Raw genomic sequence first — 13,732 nt, forward strand, 5'->3', positions numbered from 1 at the left:
CTTCGAGTTCAGCCCAAGCGTGCCTGGACGGCGTCCAGCAGCTCCTGCAGCTGCCGGCCCAGCTGCTCGCGCTGCCCCGCGTCGAGCGACGACACCAGCTCCGCCTCGCGGGTCAGCACTTGGTCGACGGTTCGCTCGATCAGCTCGTGGCCGGCGGGCGTCAGCGACACGACCACCAGCCGCGCGTCTTCGGTCCGGCGGCTGACGAGGCCCGACTCCTCGGCCCGCCGTACCCGCTGTGAGATCGCGCCGGCCGTCACCAGCGTGCGAGCCGTCAGCTCCCGCGTGCTCAACTCGTACGGCGGCCCGCTGCGCCGCAACACGCTGAGCAGGTCCAGCGTCGCGGGGTCGACGCCGAGTTCGGCCAGCAGTCGCCGCCGGTCGTCCGCGAACAGCTTGGCCAGTCGCCACAGGGGAGTGACGATCCCGATCGACTCGGTCGGCACACCGGGCCGTTCCCGCTGCCAGGCCCGCGCGATCTCCACCGCGGGGTAACTGCTTGGAGCGTCCAGCGGATAGGAGTCGGAGAACTTGTCGGCCATGCGGGCCATGCTACGTTTAGACCTAAACATTTAGACCTAAACGAGAGGAGAACGCGTGCCCAGAACGATCGTGGTGACCGGGGGAGCGGCCGGAATCGGCCGTGCGGCAGCGCTGTTCCGCGCGGACGGCGACCAGGTGGTGATCACCGGGCGGCGGGCCGACGTCCTGAAGCAGGCTGCCGACGAGTTGGGCTGCGAAGCCGTCGTGTGCGACGCGACGGATCCGGCGCAGGTCGCCGAACTGGCCGCGGCGCTGCCGGAGCGAGTCGACGTACTGGTGAACAATGCCGGGGGCAACACCGACCTCAGCGCTCCCGACGCCGGTGGGGATCTCGGCCAACTGGCAGCGAACTGGCTCGCCAACTACACCGCGAACGTGGTCTCCGCAGTGCTGACCACCACCGCGGTGGCGCCGCGGCTCACGACGGCCGCGATCCACCTCGGCTCGATCGCCGGAACTCGCGGCGGCGGCTCGTACGGCGCTGCGAAGTCCGCACTCGCCACCTGGAGCCTGGATCTGGCCGCCGAGCTCGGACCGCGCGGGATCACCTCCAACGTGGTGGCTCCCGGATACACCGCGCAGACCGAGTTCTTCCAGGGCAAGCTGTCCGACGAGCGGCGCCGCTGGCTGGTGGACTCGACCATGACAGGCCGGGCCGGTACGCCGGAGGACGTGGCCGCGGTGATCCACTTCCTCGCCTCGCCCGGCGCGCGGCACCTCACCGGGCAGGTCCTGCACGTGAACGGCGGTGCGCTCACCACCCGATGACAACGAACGCGTCCGCAAGGTCGCCGGCGCGTCGGTGAGAATGGGCCCATGCGTGCCACCGTCAAGGACGTCGCCAAGCGGGCCGGGGTGTCCCCGAAGACGGTGTCGAACGTCATCAACGGCGTGGTCTTCGTCCGGCCGGAAACCCGGGCCAAGGTCGAACAGGCACTCAGCGAGCTCGACTACGTGCCGAACCTGAGCGCCCGCGGCCTGCGCAACGGCCGGTCCGGGATGATCGGCCTGGCGCTGCCCGATCTGCTCCGGCCCTACTCCGCCGAGATCACCCACCTGGTCGTCGAGCTCGCGCACGAGCGCGGCTGGGGTGTGCAGATCGAGCAGACCGCCGCCGAGCCCGACCGCGAGTACGACCTGCTCTCGAAGGCCCGGTCGCACCAGATCGACGGCCTGATCCTCAACCCGGTCAACCTCGACGACAGCGCGGTCATGTCGGCCGGCCCACTGCCGCCCGTCGTACTGATCGGGGACGTCGACCAGGACGTCGTCAGCCAGGTCTGCATCGACAACGTCAGTGCCGCGCGCGACATGACCCAGCACCTCGTCGACCAGGGCTACCACCGGATCGCCGCGGTCGGCACGCCGGAAGTTCCCAACCGCACCGGCCGGGTCGGCGGCCGCACCGACTCGGCCGGTACGGCGGCCGCCCGGCTGCGCGTGATCGGCTACCGTGAAGTGCTCACGGCGGCGGGCTGCTACGACCCGGCGCTCGAGATCGGCCTGGACCGGTGGAGCCCCGAAGGCGCCGCGACGGTCGTCGGCGAGTACCTGGAACAGCACGAACCGCCGGACGCGATCTTCTGCTTCACCGACACGATCGCCAGCGGCGCGTTGTCGGCCCTGTGGTCGGCAGGCGTCGCCGTACCGGAGCGCTGCGCGGTCGCCGGCTTCGACAACATCCTCGAGAGCCGGTACACGGTGCCGCCGCTGACCACCGTCGACTTCGACCGCCGGCACTTCGTCGCGTCGGCCCTGGACCTGCTCGCCGAGCGGATGTCCGACCCCGCCGCGACGCCGCGCCGGATCGTCGTACCGCATCGTCTGGTGACCCGCGCCAGCACCGCACGTTAGGCAACACGTTCCGACAAAAACCATGATCGTCAGGTCTTGTCAGCGCATTGCAACGATGTAATGATCGGTGCCGCCTGCGAAGGGACACCGCCCATGACACCGTTCGATGGTCAGATTTCCCGGCGCCGTCTGCTCTCCGGAGCCGCCGCGCTGGCCGGTGGGAGCCTGCTGCTCGGCTGCGCGCCGGGCGCTCGCGGTTCCACCGACGAACTCAGCTACTGGCACCTGATGAGCGGCGGCGACGGCATCGTGATGGCCGGCCTGGTCGACGCCGTGAACGCGATGAACGCCGGATTTCGCGCCGAGCAGACCGTGCTCGCCTGGGGAGCGCCGTACTACACCAAGCTGGCGATGGCCTCGGCCGGCGGACGCGCGCCGGATCTGGCAGTCATGCACGCGTCCCGGATCGCCGGCTACGCGCCCGGCGGGCTGCTCGAGCCGTGGGACGTCAACCTGCTCGCCGAGGTCGGCGTGCACGAGAGGGACTTCCCGCCGCTGGTCTGGCAGAAGGGCCTGTACAACGGCAAGCTGTACTCGATCGCGCTCGACACGCATCCGTTCGTGCTCTACTACAACACCCAGCACGCCGAGAAGGCCGGCGTCATCGACGCGATCGCGGCGATGGACAGCCCCGAGCAGTTCGTCGAGGTCGCGACGAAGCTGCAGAAGGTCACCGGCAAGCACGGTCTGTCGTACGGCTACCTGAGTGACCCGGCGCAGATGTGGCGGCTCTTCTACACCTTCTACCGCCAGACCGGCGCGGAACTGAAGCTCGTGCCCGGTACGAAGGCCGAGGCCGACCAGGCGGCCGCGGTGAAGGTGCTCGACTTCGTGCGGTCGTTGCTGAACGACACGATCGCCACCCGCAGCGGTGACGGCGGCACGGCGGTCAGTGAGTTCCTGCACGGCGAGAGCGGCTTGCTGTTCGGCGGCGTGTGGGAACTGCCGGTGCTGAAGGACTCCAAGATGCCGTTCGACGCGATGCCGATCCCGGCGCTGTTCGGGCAGCAGGCCGCGTACGCCGACTCGCACACCTTCGTGCTGCCACGGCAGTCGAGAACGGATCCCGAACGTCGCCGCCACACCTACCAGTTGGTCGCCGAGCTGCTGAAGCGCTCGGTCACCTGGGCGGAGGGCGGCGGGCACATCCCGGCGTACCAGCCGGTGGTGAAGAGCCCGGAGTACCTCGCGCTGAAGCCGCAGTCGAACTACGTCGGCATCCCGGCGTACGTCAACTACGACCCGGACGTCTGGTTCAGCGGCGCCGGCAGCGACTTCACCAACTACTTCGCGGAGAACCTGCAGAACGTCTATCTCGGCAGCGGGGACCCGGCGGCCGGCTTCGACGGGTTCGTGCGGCGGCTGAACAAGCTGCTCGACCGCCCGCAACCGGTCTGAGCTGATCCAGAGAGGGAGATCGCGATGCCGACAGCAGTCGACAGCCCGGCCGCCGAGGTGGTGGTCGCGAACGGCAAGAGAGCCGGCGCCGTCCGGGCGAGGCGCGACGAGTCACTGACCGGATGGGCCTTCGCGGCGCCGTTCGCGGTGCTGTTCGTGCTGTTCCTGGTGGTCCCGGCCGGCTACGGGCTCTACCTGAGCTTCACCGGTGAGACCCTGACCGGCGCGAACAGCGACCTGGTCGGGTTCGCCAACTACGCCGAGGCGCTCGGCGATCCCGACATGTGGAGGTCGTTCGGCAACACTGTGTGGTTCACGGTGCTGAGCACGATCCCGCTGGTTGTGCTGTCGCTGGCCTTCGCGCTACTGGTCAACCTCGGGCTGCCCGGCCGCTGGTTGTGGCGGCTGTCGTTCTTCCTGCCCTACCTGCTGGCCTCGACCGTCGTGGTGCTGTTCTGGGCCTGGATGTACAACCCGAAGCTGGGGTTGTTCAACGGCGTGCTGGCCGAGTTCGGCATCGCGCCGATCGCCTGGCTGCAGAACCCGAACGTGGCGATGATCTCGGTCGTCCTGACCACGCTGTGGTGGACGATCGGGTTCAACTTCCTGCTCTACCTGGCCGCATTGCAGAACATCCCCGAGCAGCAGTTCGAGGCGGCCGCGATCGACGGCGCCGGCAAGTGGCGCCAGCTGTTCTCGATCGTGATCCCGCAGCTCGCGCCGACCACCGCGCTGATCCTGACGCTGCAGGTCCTCGCGTCGCTCAAGGTGTTCGACCAGATCTACATGCTCACCAACGGTGGCCCGGCCGGCTCCACCCGGCCGATCGTGCAGTACATCTACGAGGCCGGCTTCACCGGTTACCGGTTCGGCTACTCGTCCGCGATCTCCTACCTCTTCTTCGCGATCATCGTGGCGATCTCGATCGCGCAGTACAAGCTGATCAACCGCAGGAGCGCCCAGTGAGCACCTACACCCTGTCGAGAGGTCTTCAGCGCAACAAGGCGGCGTACCGGCGGGGCCACAAGCCGGGGGAGAACCCGTGGAGCGTGTCGCGGATGGTCGCGCTGCTGATCCTCGCGTTCCTGGCCGGGACCTGGCTGGTCCCGTTCGCGTGGGCGATCCTCACCTCGCTGAAAAGCGAGGCCGACGCCGGAGCGTCGACCCTGAGCCTCAGTCCGCCCGACGGGTTCAGCCTCGATGCCTACCGCAAGGTGCTCAGCGCCGGCGACATCCCGCTGTGGGCGTGGAACAGCCTGCTCACCTCGGTGCTGATCACGGTCATCACAGTCGCCACCTCGGCGCTGGCCGGCTACGCGTTCTCCCGGATCAGCTTCCACGGCCGGCGCTGGCTGTACGCCGCGATCATCGCCGCGATCATCATTCCGCCGCAGCTGCTGATCGTTCCGCTGTTTCGCCAGATGCTTGCTTTCGACCTGGTCGACACCTACTGGGGAATCATCCTGCCGCAGGCGTTCGCGCCGGCGATGGTGCTGATCCTGAAACGCTTCTTCGACCAGATCCCGGTCGAGCTGGAAGACGCCGCCCGGGTCGACGGCGCGCACCGGCTGCGGGTGTTCTGGTCGATCGTGCTGCCGTTGTCGCGGCCAATTCTCGCCGCGGTCGCGATCTTCGTTTTCATCGGTGCGTGGAACAACTTCCTGTGGCCGTTCATCGTCACCACCGACGCCGACCTGATGACGTTGCCGGTCGGTCTGCAGACCGTGAAGAGCGCGTACGGCCTGCAGTACGCGCAGAACATGGCCTCGGCGATCCTGGCCGCACTTCCGCTGGTCGTGGTGTTCCTGTTCTTCCAGCGCCAGATCATCAAGGGCATCGCGACCACCGGATTCGGGGGCCAGTAGGTCCAGCCCGAACGCGCTGGGCGGACAAGCGTTCCGGCAGGCGGGAAACCTGACCTCATCCCTTGAAAACGTCGTCACTGTCAGCAAGGCTGCCGTGATCACTCCGTTGCGGTGAGGCGTGCCGGAGTGCGGCAACTGTGCTCGCGTCGGTGTTGCGAAAACCGTTGCACCGGCGACAGTTGTGTCTTTCAACTGTCCCTCGGGGGACCCGATGAGGAGGGGGATCTGTGTCAGCCATGAGGCGGCTCGCCGAGCAGCGCCGTGATGTGAGGAGTCACGGCACGTCAGCGCTCGGCAGGGCTTCGATCCAACCAGCGGTCTGTACCGGCATCCACGAGGTGAGCTCGTCGATCCCGGCCGGGCGGCCGCGACGCGTGGCGGTTCTGACCTTGAGCAACGGTCTGACCACCACCCTGCGTCTGCGCGACGGTGCTGCGGCACCCGAGCAGGGCGCGACGGTGTTCGTCCGGGGTGGCCGCGGGATGGGTGATCAACCCGCCACAGGTGGGGTCATCCTCGCGCCGGTACGTCCCAGCTAGAACACCCGGCTGCAGCAGCGACTCGCCGGTCTCAGGTCAACGCCGAGCTGAGCCCGGCAAGTCGCTGGAAACGAATCACTCGTCGAACGGCTGGATGATTCCCCGGACCTCGACCGGGGAGTACCTCGCCTCCACCAGCCGCCCGGCCAGTTCGGTCGCCCGCTCCAGGTCGCACTCGAACAGGTAGTAGCCGGCCAGCACTTCCTTTGCCTCGGTGAACGGCCCGTCCGTCACCGCCGGCGCGTTGTCCCGCACCTGGACCACCCGTGACCCCGACGTGGTGAGTCCCTGGGCCTCGATCAACTCACCACTGGCCCGCGTCTCGGCCAGCAGGGCGCGGTGCACGTCGTGCACCGACTCCATCCCTTCGGCCTCCAGGGCCTTCCAGGTCTCCTCGTTGCCGTAGATCAGCACCATGTACTTCACGTCGCCTCCTCGGTTCCGTCCGAGGCTACGTCGGAGCCGGTGCCGTCAGCTCGACACCGGCTCCGCACGGTCTACTGACCGGCAGCCGCTTTCGCCGCGGCGAGGTCGATCTCAAGTCGCCGCGTGACCGGCACCGACGCATCGGAATACTGACCGGTCAAACAGATCGGCCCGGTCCAGCCGAGGGACTCCAGCGTGGTGAACGCGCTCGACCAGTTGGCCATGCCTTCGGAGCCCTGAACGAACCAAGGCTTCCAGGCGCCCCCGACATCGCCGCTGGGTTCGGTCGCGACGTACGTGACGTTCTTCAGGTTGACGATGCCGAGCCGGTCCTTGGCCAGGTCGAGCGTGATCAACGGATCGTCACCGGCCAGTACGTCGTGCGCCGCATCCCAGACCACCTTGAACTGCTCCGGCAGTCCGTCGAGCAATTGCACGACACCGAGCGTCGAGGCAACGAACTTGCCGTGGTGCGGCTGCACCCCGACCTGTACGCCGTACTGGGCGGCGTGGCCGGCCGCGGCCTCGAGCTGCTCGCGCTTGCGTCGTACCGATGCCGCGTAGCCGTCCGGGCCGAGCTCGGCCATGATCCGGATCATCGGGACACCGGCCGAGGCCGCCGCCGCGAAGATGGATTCGTCGAGCCCACTGGCGATGCTGATCGGCTCGACGCCGGCCGCCCGGAGTTGCTCGGTGAACTGCGGCAGCAGCTTCTCCGCGGTCGCCGGCGTCACGTACGCCGTGTCCCGGACGGGGATCTCCGCGCCGGTGAAGCCGAGTCCGGCGACGAGCGCGCCCAGCTCGTCACCGGGCAGCTCGGCCCACGGTTTGGTGAAAACGGACCAGATGTAGTTCATGGGGTCAGCGGCCTCCGAGTCCACTCATGGTGATGCCCTTGACGAACCAGCGTTGGGTGAGGAAGAACAGCACGATCAGCGGCACGGTGGTGATGGTCGCTGCCATCAGCAACAGGTTCCACTGGGTGCCGTTGGTGTCCTGGAACACCTGCAGCCCGACCGCCGCGGTCCGGGTCGCGTCGGTGTTCGAGATCACGAGCGGCCACAGCAGGTTGTTCCACTGCCCGATGAACTTGAACACCGCCAGCGTCGCGATCGCCGGCACCGCGAGCGGCACGATCACCCGGATGAACGCCTGCCACCGGTTCGCACCGTCGAGACGTGCGGCCTCTTCGTAGTCGCGCGGGATCCCGAGGAAGAACTGCCGCAGCAGGAACACGCCGAGCGCGGTGAACGCGTGCGGCAGGATCATGCCCGGCCAGGTGTCGATCCCCTGCAGCTTGGCCACCAGCACGAACTGCGGGATCAGCGTCACCTGCGACGGGATCATCAGCGTCGCCAGATAGACGCCGAACAACCAGGTCCGGCCCGGGAACTGCAGCCGGGCGAACGCGTACGCCGCGAGCGCGGCCGTCACGGTCTCCAGCAGCGTCGTACCGGCCGCGAAGATCACCGTGTTCACCAGGTAGCGGCCCAGCGGGACCAGGTCGAAGGCGCGGGTCAGGTTCTCCGGGTGCCAGCTGCTCGGCCAGAACGACGGCCGCGCGGCCATCGACTCGGCGTCGGACTGGAACGCCACCAGCACCATCATCACGACCGGCACCAGTGTCACCGCGGTGACCACGAAGCAGGCGAACACGACCAGCTTCCGGGTCGCCACCGGGTTGGTGCGCAGGGGAGCGAGCGCGTTAGTTGTCATAGTGGACGAGCCTCCGCTGGAGCAGGAACTGGGCCGCGGTGATCACCACGATGAAGCCGAACAGGACCAGCGACTGCGCCGCGGCGTACCCCTGGTCGTAGTTCTCGAAGCCGGTCCGGTAGATGTACATCACCAGCGTCGTGGTCCTCGAGCCCGGACCGCCGTTGGTCATGATCAGGGCCTGGTCGAAGACCTGGAACGAGCCGATGATCGACGTCACCACGACGAAGAACAGCGCGGGCGACAGCATCGGCAGCGTGACGTTGCGAAACGTCTGGACCGCGTTGCTGCCGTCCACCTTCGCGGCCTCGTACAGCTGCTGCGGGATCGCCTGCAGCCCGGCCAGGAACACCACCATGCCGAAGCCGAAGCTCTTCCACACGCTCATCGCGATCAGCGCGGGCATCGCCCAGCCGTCGGAGATCAGCCAGGCCGGCCCGTCGATCCCGACCAGCCCGAGCACGGCGTTCACCAGGCCGTCGTGCGGGATGTAGAGCCAGATCCAGACGAACGCGACCGCGACCGTGATCGTTGCGTAGGGCAAGAGCAGCAGCGAGCGGAAGACCGCGATCCGGCGAACGCCCTCGTTCAGCAGCAGCGCCAGCGCCAGGCTGACCAGGATCGTGACCGGCACGCTGACGAAGGTGAAGTACGCCGTGTTGCCGAGCGCGGACCAGAACGTCGGGTCGGGACCGAGCCGGGCGAAGTTCTTGAGGCCGGCCCACGTCGGGGAGCTGAACAGGTTCCAGTTCAGCAGGCTGATCACGCCGGCCGCGAGAACCGGTCCGGCGGTGAAGATCAGGAAGCCGATCAGGCTGGGCAGGATGAACAGCCACGCGGTGAGCGCCTCGCGGTTCCTGGACTTCCTGGCGCCGGCCGGCCGCTGGTGGGGCGCTGCTGCCGCGGTGGTGGCGGGCAGGGTGTCGACGGCCATCGGGTCACCCCTTCCGGGCCGAGGCTTGGCGGATGTTGTCCTGGTGCTGCTCCATCAGGACGTCGAGGCGCGGCGTCAGGCCGTCGATCGCCTCCTTGACCGTGACCTGCCCGAGGAACGTCCTCGGCAGGTCCTGGCCGAGCAGTTGCTTGACCTGGTTCCAGTTCGTGGTCACGTCGAACGGATGCCCGCCCGCGACCTTGCCGGCCAGGATGTCCTGCACGATGCCGAGATTGTCCGGCGGCGGCTTGAAGGCGCTGCCCGCCGACAGCCGGGCGGGATTGTTGCGGCCGGCCCGGGCATAGATGTCGAGGGCCCCTTTGCTGGTCAGCGTCTTGAGCAGCTTCCAGGCCAGCTCGAGGTCGTCGCCGCGGACCTTGGCCGGGATCGCGAAGCTCGACCCCGACACCCGCGGCGTACTGCCGGCCGCGCCGGCCGGGAACGGGACGATGTCCCAGTCGAACTTTGCCTTCCGCACGTTGACCACCTGCCACGGCCCGTTCTGCATGAACGCGACGTTGCCCTCGAGGAAGTTGGACAGCGAGCTCTCGGTCACCAGGTTCGCGATCGGCGGCGTGACCTTGTCCTTGACGAACAGGTCGACGACGAACTGGATCGCCTCCATCGCTTCCGGCGCGTTGAGCGCGCTCCTGGTCGCGTCGGCGTTCATCACGTTGCCGCCGGCGCAGTAGATCCACGACACCAGGTCGTCGATGGCCGGCGCGCAGCTGAAGCCGTACTGGTCCGGTGGCCGGGTCAGCTCCTTGGCCAGGTCGCGGAACGCCGCCCACGTCATCGGCTCGGTCCGCGACGGCAGTGCGATGCCCTGCTTCTGCAGCAGCGTCTTGTTGTAGTACAGCACCGTCGGCGCGACGTCGAAGCCGATGCCGTAGGTCTGCTCGTTGAACGTGCTGATCGTGCGGATCGGCTGGTAGAAGTCGCCGAGATCGAAGTCGGGGTCTTGGGTGATCAGGTCGTCCAGGGGGCGGTGCGCACCGCGGGCGGCGTACGTCGGGATCAGGGTGCCGTTCAGCGCGGTGACCAGGCTGGCCGTGCCGCTGACCAGTTGCAGGTCGAGTTTGGTCGGGTAGCCGCTGGAGGGAGTGAGGTTCGGGACGGACTTGATCTTCAGCTCGCGTTCGACGTACGCGCTGAAGTCCTCCCACACCTTGCGTTCGGCCGGGCTGCTGGACCACATGGCCCAGCTCGCGGCACCGGACGGTGGGCCGGACGAGCAACCGGCGGCGGCTGCGCCGAGGCCGGCCAGGCCGGTCAGCTTGAGCAAGCTGCGGCGGGACAGCTGTGTCTGCATCAGGGGGAACTCCTCAGGTGAAGAGCAGGTCGATCGACTCGGCGCGGATCCGCTCCTCGTCGACCTCGACGCCCAGGCCAGGGGCGGTGGGGACCGTCGCGACGGCCTTGGTGATGGTCAGTCCCTCGACGTACAGGTCGGACAGCAGCTCCGGCCCGTTCAGCTCGGCGGGCAGTGCCAGTTCCAGCTGGCTGAACACGTGCAGCGCGGCCGCGAAGCCGATGCCGCAGTCGGTCAGGCCGCTGGAGAGAATCTCGAGACCGCCGGAGAGCGCGACCTGGGCGGTCTTCAGCGCGTTGCGCAGGCCACCGGACTTGGCGACCTTGATCACGACCAGGTCCGCGGCGTCCAGTTGCAGCGTACGGGCCAGATCCTGCGCGGTGAAGCTGCCCTCGTCGATCGCGACCGGCAGGTCAATCAGTCCGCGCAGCCTACGCATCGCGAGCAGGTCGGTGCTCGGCACGGGCTGCTCAACGCAGTGGATCGTGCGGATGTCGCGCGTCCGGTCGAGTAGTTGCCTGAGGGCGCTCGGGCGGTAGGACTGGTTCGCGTCGAGCCACAACGGTTTGGCGCCGGCGACCTCCGCCACCGCCTCGATCGCGGCGGCGTCCTGGTCGGGGTCGCCACCGATCTTCACCTTGTACGCCGCATAGTCCGACGACTGCCGGGCGTGCTCGCGCACGATCTCCGGCGCACCGACCCCGATCGCCGAGCAGAGCGGGATCTCGTCGTGCACCTTGCCGCCGAGCAGCGCGTGCACCGGCACGCCGGCCAGCTTGCCGGCCGCGTCGTGCATCGCGAGGTCGACGGCCGCGCGGGCGAACGGGAAGCCGTTCGACACCGACGGGCTGAGGCGCTTGGCCGCCTGCTGGTGGAACAGCTCCACGTCGAACGGGGTCAGCTCCAGCAGGATCGGGGTCAGGTGCCGGTTGATCACCACCGCGATGGTCTCGGCGGTCTCGTAGCTCCAGCTGGGGAGCGCTCTCTGCTCTCCCCACCCGACCACGCCGTCCTCGGTGGTGAGCTTCACGAACATCACGGCACCGGCCTGGTCGGGCCGTTGGTCCGGGCTGCCGACCGCACCGCTGCCGAGCACGAACTGCCGCGCGAACGGCACCGCGACGGCGAACACCTCGACCGATCTGATCCGCGACATCGCGATCCTCCTTCCGCTCAGGCCTGGATCGACCAGGAGGACGGGTCGACGTAGCCGGGGCCGCGCGTGCCGTGGTCGAGGTACTGCAGGACATCGGCGATCACGTAACCCGCCAGTGCGAGATGGCCCTCTTCGGTGTCGCCCGCGACGTGCGGGGTGAGCAGCAGGTTGGGTGCCTCGAGCACCTTTTGCTCCAGCGTCGGCGGCTCGGGGTCGTACACGTCGAGGGCGGCGTAGATCCGGCCGTCCAGCGCGTGCTCCAGCAACGCCTGCTGATCGATCGCCGGCCCCCGCGACGAGTTCACGACCACCGCGTCGTCCGGAAGCCGCTCGATCAGCTTCCGCGTCACCAGCCCCTTCGTCTCCGGTACGTCGGGCACGTGCAGACTCACGAATCCCGCCTGCAGCGTCTCCTCGAGGTCCGCCCGCCGGACCCCGAGTTCCGCGGCGCGCTCGTCGCTCAGGTACGGGTCGTGAACGACGACGTCGCACCCGAACGGCTTCAGCAACGTGATCAGGGCCCGCGCTGTCGAGCTCGCACCGAGGATCCCGACCTTCGCGCCCGCCAGTTCGTGCCCGCGGTAGGCCGTCTGCTTCCAGCCGCCCGCGCGGATCGCGCCGTCGAAGCGGGGGAGCCGGCGAGCCAGCGTCAGCATCGAGGCGAGGCAGTACTCGCCGACCGACCAGGCGATCCGGCCACCGGCGGAGAAGACCGCGACGCCGGAGTCGAAGATCGCCGGGTCGACCAGCTTCTTCACCGAGCCGGCCGCGTGCGCGACCACCTTCGGGCCGCTGCCGTCCGACCAGATCGACTTGTCCAGGTGCGGCGTACCCCAGCTGGTCAGCACCACGTCAGCTTCACGGGAGAGCGCGTTCACCGTTTCCGGGCTGGTCTCCGGAGCCCAGGTCACCGCGAACTTCGCCTCGATCAGCTCCCGGGTCTGCGGGCTGATCACGTCCTCGGCGCGCTCCGGCGTCATCACCACGGCCAGCTTGGTCACTTGGGCTCCTCACCTGTCGACTGGTCCGAAGGTAAGGGCTTTCCGTTATGCTCGTCCAAGCCCGATTCCGCATCGATCGATACCGAGGGCGCATGGACGTCTCACTGCAACAGCTCAGAGGCTTCGCCGCGGTCGCCGAGGAGCAGCATTTCGGCCGCGCCGCCCAGCGGCTGAACATGACCCAGCCGCCGCTGACCCGCCAGATCCAGGCCCTGGAGCGCTCTCTCGGCGTCAGCCTGTTCGACCGGACCGGCAGGGGAGTGCGGCTGACCGCGGCCGGCGGCGTGTTCCTGGAGCACGCTCACCGGGTGCTCGCGCTGCTCGAGGTCGCGCCCGAGGCGACCCGGCGCGCAGCCGAGGGGCAGACCGGCACGTTGCGGCTCGCGTTCACCGCGATCGGCGCGTACGCCGTACTGGCCGACTTCCTGGCGATGGTGAACCGGCGGATCCCCGCGGTCAGCGTCGAGCTGACCGAGCTGGTCAGCCCCGACCAGTACGAGGCGCTGGCGAACCTGGAGATCGACCTCGGCATGGTCCGCCCGCCGATCCCGGACGGCTTCGAGTCGCTGCTCGTGCACACCGAGGACCTGGTGCTCGCCGTACCCGCCGACCACAAGCTCGCGACCGGAGACGCGCCCGTGACGCTGGCCGACGTCACCGACGAGTACATCGGCTACAGCCCCGAGGGATCGCGCTATCTGCACGACATCTGCGCCGCGATGATCGGCATGAACCGGTACGCCGTCAGCCAGCTCGCGTCGCAGGTCCCGACGATGCTCGCGCTGGTCCGAGCCGGTCTCGGGTGCGCGCTGATCCCGCGTTCGATCATGGCGATGGGTGTCGAGGGCGTTCGCTACCGCGAGCTCGACGCCGCCGACGCGCACTCGGTCACCCTGCACGCCTGCTGGAGCCCGGACAGCCCGAATCCCGCCCTTCAGCGTCTGGCAGAGTCACTGCGACAGCAACCGCAGTTGGAGGAGTAGAAACG

The 13,732-nt window shown here is 68.4% G+C and carries 14 protein-coding genes; 6 read left to right on the plus strand and 8 right to left on the minus strand.

The annotated features are described in order from the left end of the window. Nucleotides 1-8: 8 nt before the first annotated feature. Nucleotides 9-542, minus strand: coding sequence for a MarR family winged helix-turn-helix transcriptional regulator (locus BWI15_RS20685; RefSeq protein WP_077016146.1), 534 nt, complete (start codon nucleotides 540-542; stop codon nucleotides 9-11). Nucleotides 543-597: 55 nt separating this feature from the next. Here BWI15_RS20685 and BWI15_RS20690 point away from each other — a divergent pair, with 55 nt between their 5' ends. The 5 genes from BWI15_RS20690 (at nucleotide 598) to BWI15_RS20710 (ending at nucleotide 5,660) form a co-directional block, all read left to right on the plus strand. Beyond that, entirely contained in the window at nucleotides 598-1,311 is a 714-nt protein-coding gene (locus BWI15_RS20690) for an SDR family NAD(P)-dependent oxidoreductase (protein WP_077016147.1), read from the plus strand. Nucleotides 1,312-1,359: 48 nt separating this feature from the next. Further along, nucleotides 1,360-2,397 (plus strand): LacI family DNA-binding transcriptional regulator, encoded by a 1,038-nt coding sequence (locus BWI15_RS20695; protein ID WP_077016148.1) that lies wholly within the window; start codon nucleotides 1,360-1,362, stop codon nucleotides 2,395-2,397. A gap of 93 nt (nucleotides 2,398-2,490) precedes the next feature. Then, nucleotides 2,491-3,795 carry an extracellular solute-binding protein gene (locus BWI15_RS20700; RefSeq protein WP_077016149.1) on the plus strand — a complete coding sequence of 435 codons (1,305 nt, stop codon included), beginning with the start codon at nucleotides 2,491-2,493 and terminating at the stop codon, nucleotides 3,793-3,795. 24 nt (nucleotides 3,796-3,819) lie between these two features. Beyond that, on the plus strand, nucleotides 3,820-4,761 hold the full coding sequence (locus BWI15_RS20705) for a carbohydrate ABC transporter permease (protein WP_077016150.1): 942 nt from the start codon (nucleotides 3,820-3,822) through the stop codon (nucleotides 4,759-4,761). Further along, complete coding sequence (locus tag BWI15_RS20710; protein ID WP_077016151.1) at nucleotides 4,758-5,660, plus strand: carbohydrate ABC transporter permease; 903 nt, start codon at nucleotides 4,758-4,760, stop codon at nucleotides 5,658-5,660. The genes BWI15_RS20705 and BWI15_RS20710 overlap by 4 nt, the downstream gene beginning before the upstream one ends. 614 nt (nucleotides 5,661-6,274) lie before the next feature. Here the strand turns inward: BWI15_RS20710 and BWI15_RS20715 are convergent. The 7 genes from BWI15_RS20715 to BWI15_RS20745 form a co-directional block, all read right to left on the minus strand. Further along, nucleotides 6,275-6,616 carry a YciI family protein gene (locus BWI15_RS20715; RefSeq protein WP_237771473.1) on the minus strand — a complete coding sequence of 114 codons (342 nt, stop codon included), beginning with the start codon at nucleotides 6,614-6,616 and terminating at the stop codon, nucleotides 6,275-6,277. Between the two features lie 80 nt (nucleotides 6,617-6,696). After that, nucleotides 6,697-7,482 (minus strand): sugar phosphate isomerase/epimerase family protein, encoded by a 786-nt coding sequence (locus BWI15_RS20720; RefSeq protein ID WP_077016153.1) that lies wholly within the window; start codon nucleotides 7,480-7,482, stop codon nucleotides 6,697-6,699. Between the two features lie 4 nt (nucleotides 7,483-7,486). Next, nucleotides 7,487-8,341 carry a carbohydrate ABC transporter permease gene (locus BWI15_RS20725; RefSeq protein ID WP_083750913.1) on the minus strand — a complete coding sequence of 285 codons (855 nt, stop codon included), beginning with the start codon at nucleotides 8,339-8,341 and terminating at the stop codon, nucleotides 7,487-7,489. After that, nucleotides 8,331-9,275: a carbohydrate ABC transporter permease gene (locus BWI15_RS20730; protein ID WP_077016155.1), complete on the minus strand. Its 945-nt coding sequence runs from the start codon at nucleotides 9,273-9,275 to the stop codon at nucleotides 8,331-8,333. Before BWI15_RS20730 ends, BWI15_RS20725 begins: the two co-directional genes overlap by 11 nt. A gap of 4 nt (nucleotides 9,276-9,279) precedes the next feature. Continuing rightward, a complete protein-coding gene (locus tag BWI15_RS20735) occupies nucleotides 9,280-10,587 on the minus strand; it encodes an ABC transporter substrate-binding protein (RefSeq protein ID WP_077016156.1) in 1,308 nt (435 codons plus the stop codon). Between the two features lie 13 nt (nucleotides 10,588-10,600). Next, nucleotides 10,601-11,743 carry a mandelate racemase/muconate lactonizing enzyme family protein gene (locus BWI15_RS20740; RefSeq protein ID WP_077016157.1) on the minus strand — a complete coding sequence of 381 codons (1,143 nt, stop codon included), beginning with the start codon at nucleotides 11,741-11,743 and terminating at the stop codon, nucleotides 10,601-10,603. A gap of 17 nt (nucleotides 11,744-11,760) precedes the next feature. Further along, a complete protein-coding gene (locus BWI15_RS20745; protein WP_077016158.1) occupies nucleotides 11,761-12,744 on the minus strand; it encodes a hydroxyacid dehydrogenase in 984 nt (327 codons plus the stop codon). Between the two features lie 92 nt (nucleotides 12,745-12,836). Here BWI15_RS20745 and BWI15_RS20750 point away from each other — a divergent pair, with 92 nt between their 5' ends. After that, nucleotides 12,837-13,727 carry a LysR family transcriptional regulator gene (locus BWI15_RS20750; RefSeq protein ID WP_077016159.1) on the plus strand — a complete coding sequence of 297 codons (891 nt, stop codon included), beginning with the start codon at nucleotides 12,837-12,839 and terminating at the stop codon, nucleotides 13,725-13,727. Nucleotides 13,728-13,732 lie beyond the last annotated feature (5 nt).

It is taken from the genome of Kribbella sp. ALI-6-A (genome assembly GCF_001984195.1).
GTDB lineage: Bacteria > Actinomycetota > Actinomycetes > Propionibacteriales > Kribbellaceae > Kribbella.

Bases quoted from the DNA above. Each gene is read 5' to 3' on its own strand.
- BWI15_RS20685 (WP_077016146.1), bottom strand. From the start codon at position 542: ATGGCCGACAAGTTCTCCGACTCCTATCCGCTGGACGCTCCAAGCAGT.
- BWI15_RS20695 (WP_077016148.1), top strand. From the start codon at position 1,360: ATGCGTGCCACCGTCAAGGACGTCGCCAAGCGGGCCGGGGTGTCCCCG.
- BWI15_RS20700 (WP_077016149.1), top strand. From the start codon at position 2,491: ATGACACCGTTCGATGGTCAGATTTCCCGGCGCCGTCTGCTCTCCGGA.
- BWI15_RS20705 (WP_077016150.1), top strand. From the start codon at position 3,820: ATGCCGACAGCAGTCGACAGCCCGGCCGCCGAGGTGGTGGTCGCGAAC.
- BWI15_RS20715 (WP_237771473.1), bottom strand. From the start codon at position 6,616: ATGGTGCTGATCTACGGCAACGAGGAGACCTGGAAGGCCCTGGAGGCC.
- BWI15_RS20720 (WP_077016153.1), bottom strand. From the start codon at position 7,482: ATGAACTACATCTGGTCCGTTTTCACCAAACCGTGGGCCGAGCTGCCC.
- BWI15_RS20725 (WP_083750913.1), bottom strand. From the start codon at position 8,341: ATGACAACTAACGCGCTCGCTCCCCTGCGCACCAACCCGGTGGCGACC.
- BWI15_RS20730 (WP_077016155.1), bottom strand. From the start codon at position 9,275: ATGGCCGTCGACACCCTGCCCGCCACCACCGCGGCAGCAGCGCCCCAC.
- BWI15_RS20735 (WP_077016156.1), bottom strand. From the start codon at position 10,587: ATGCAGACACAGCTGTCCCGCCGCAGCTTGCTCAAGCTGACCGGCCTG.
- BWI15_RS20740 (WP_077016157.1), bottom strand. From the start codon at position 11,743: ATGTCGCGGATCAGATCGGTCGAGGTGTTCGCCGTCGCGGTGCCGTTC.
- BWI15_RS20750 (WP_077016159.1), top strand. From the start codon at position 12,837: ATGGACGTCTCACTGCAACAGCTCAGAGGCTTCGCCGCGGTCGCCGAG.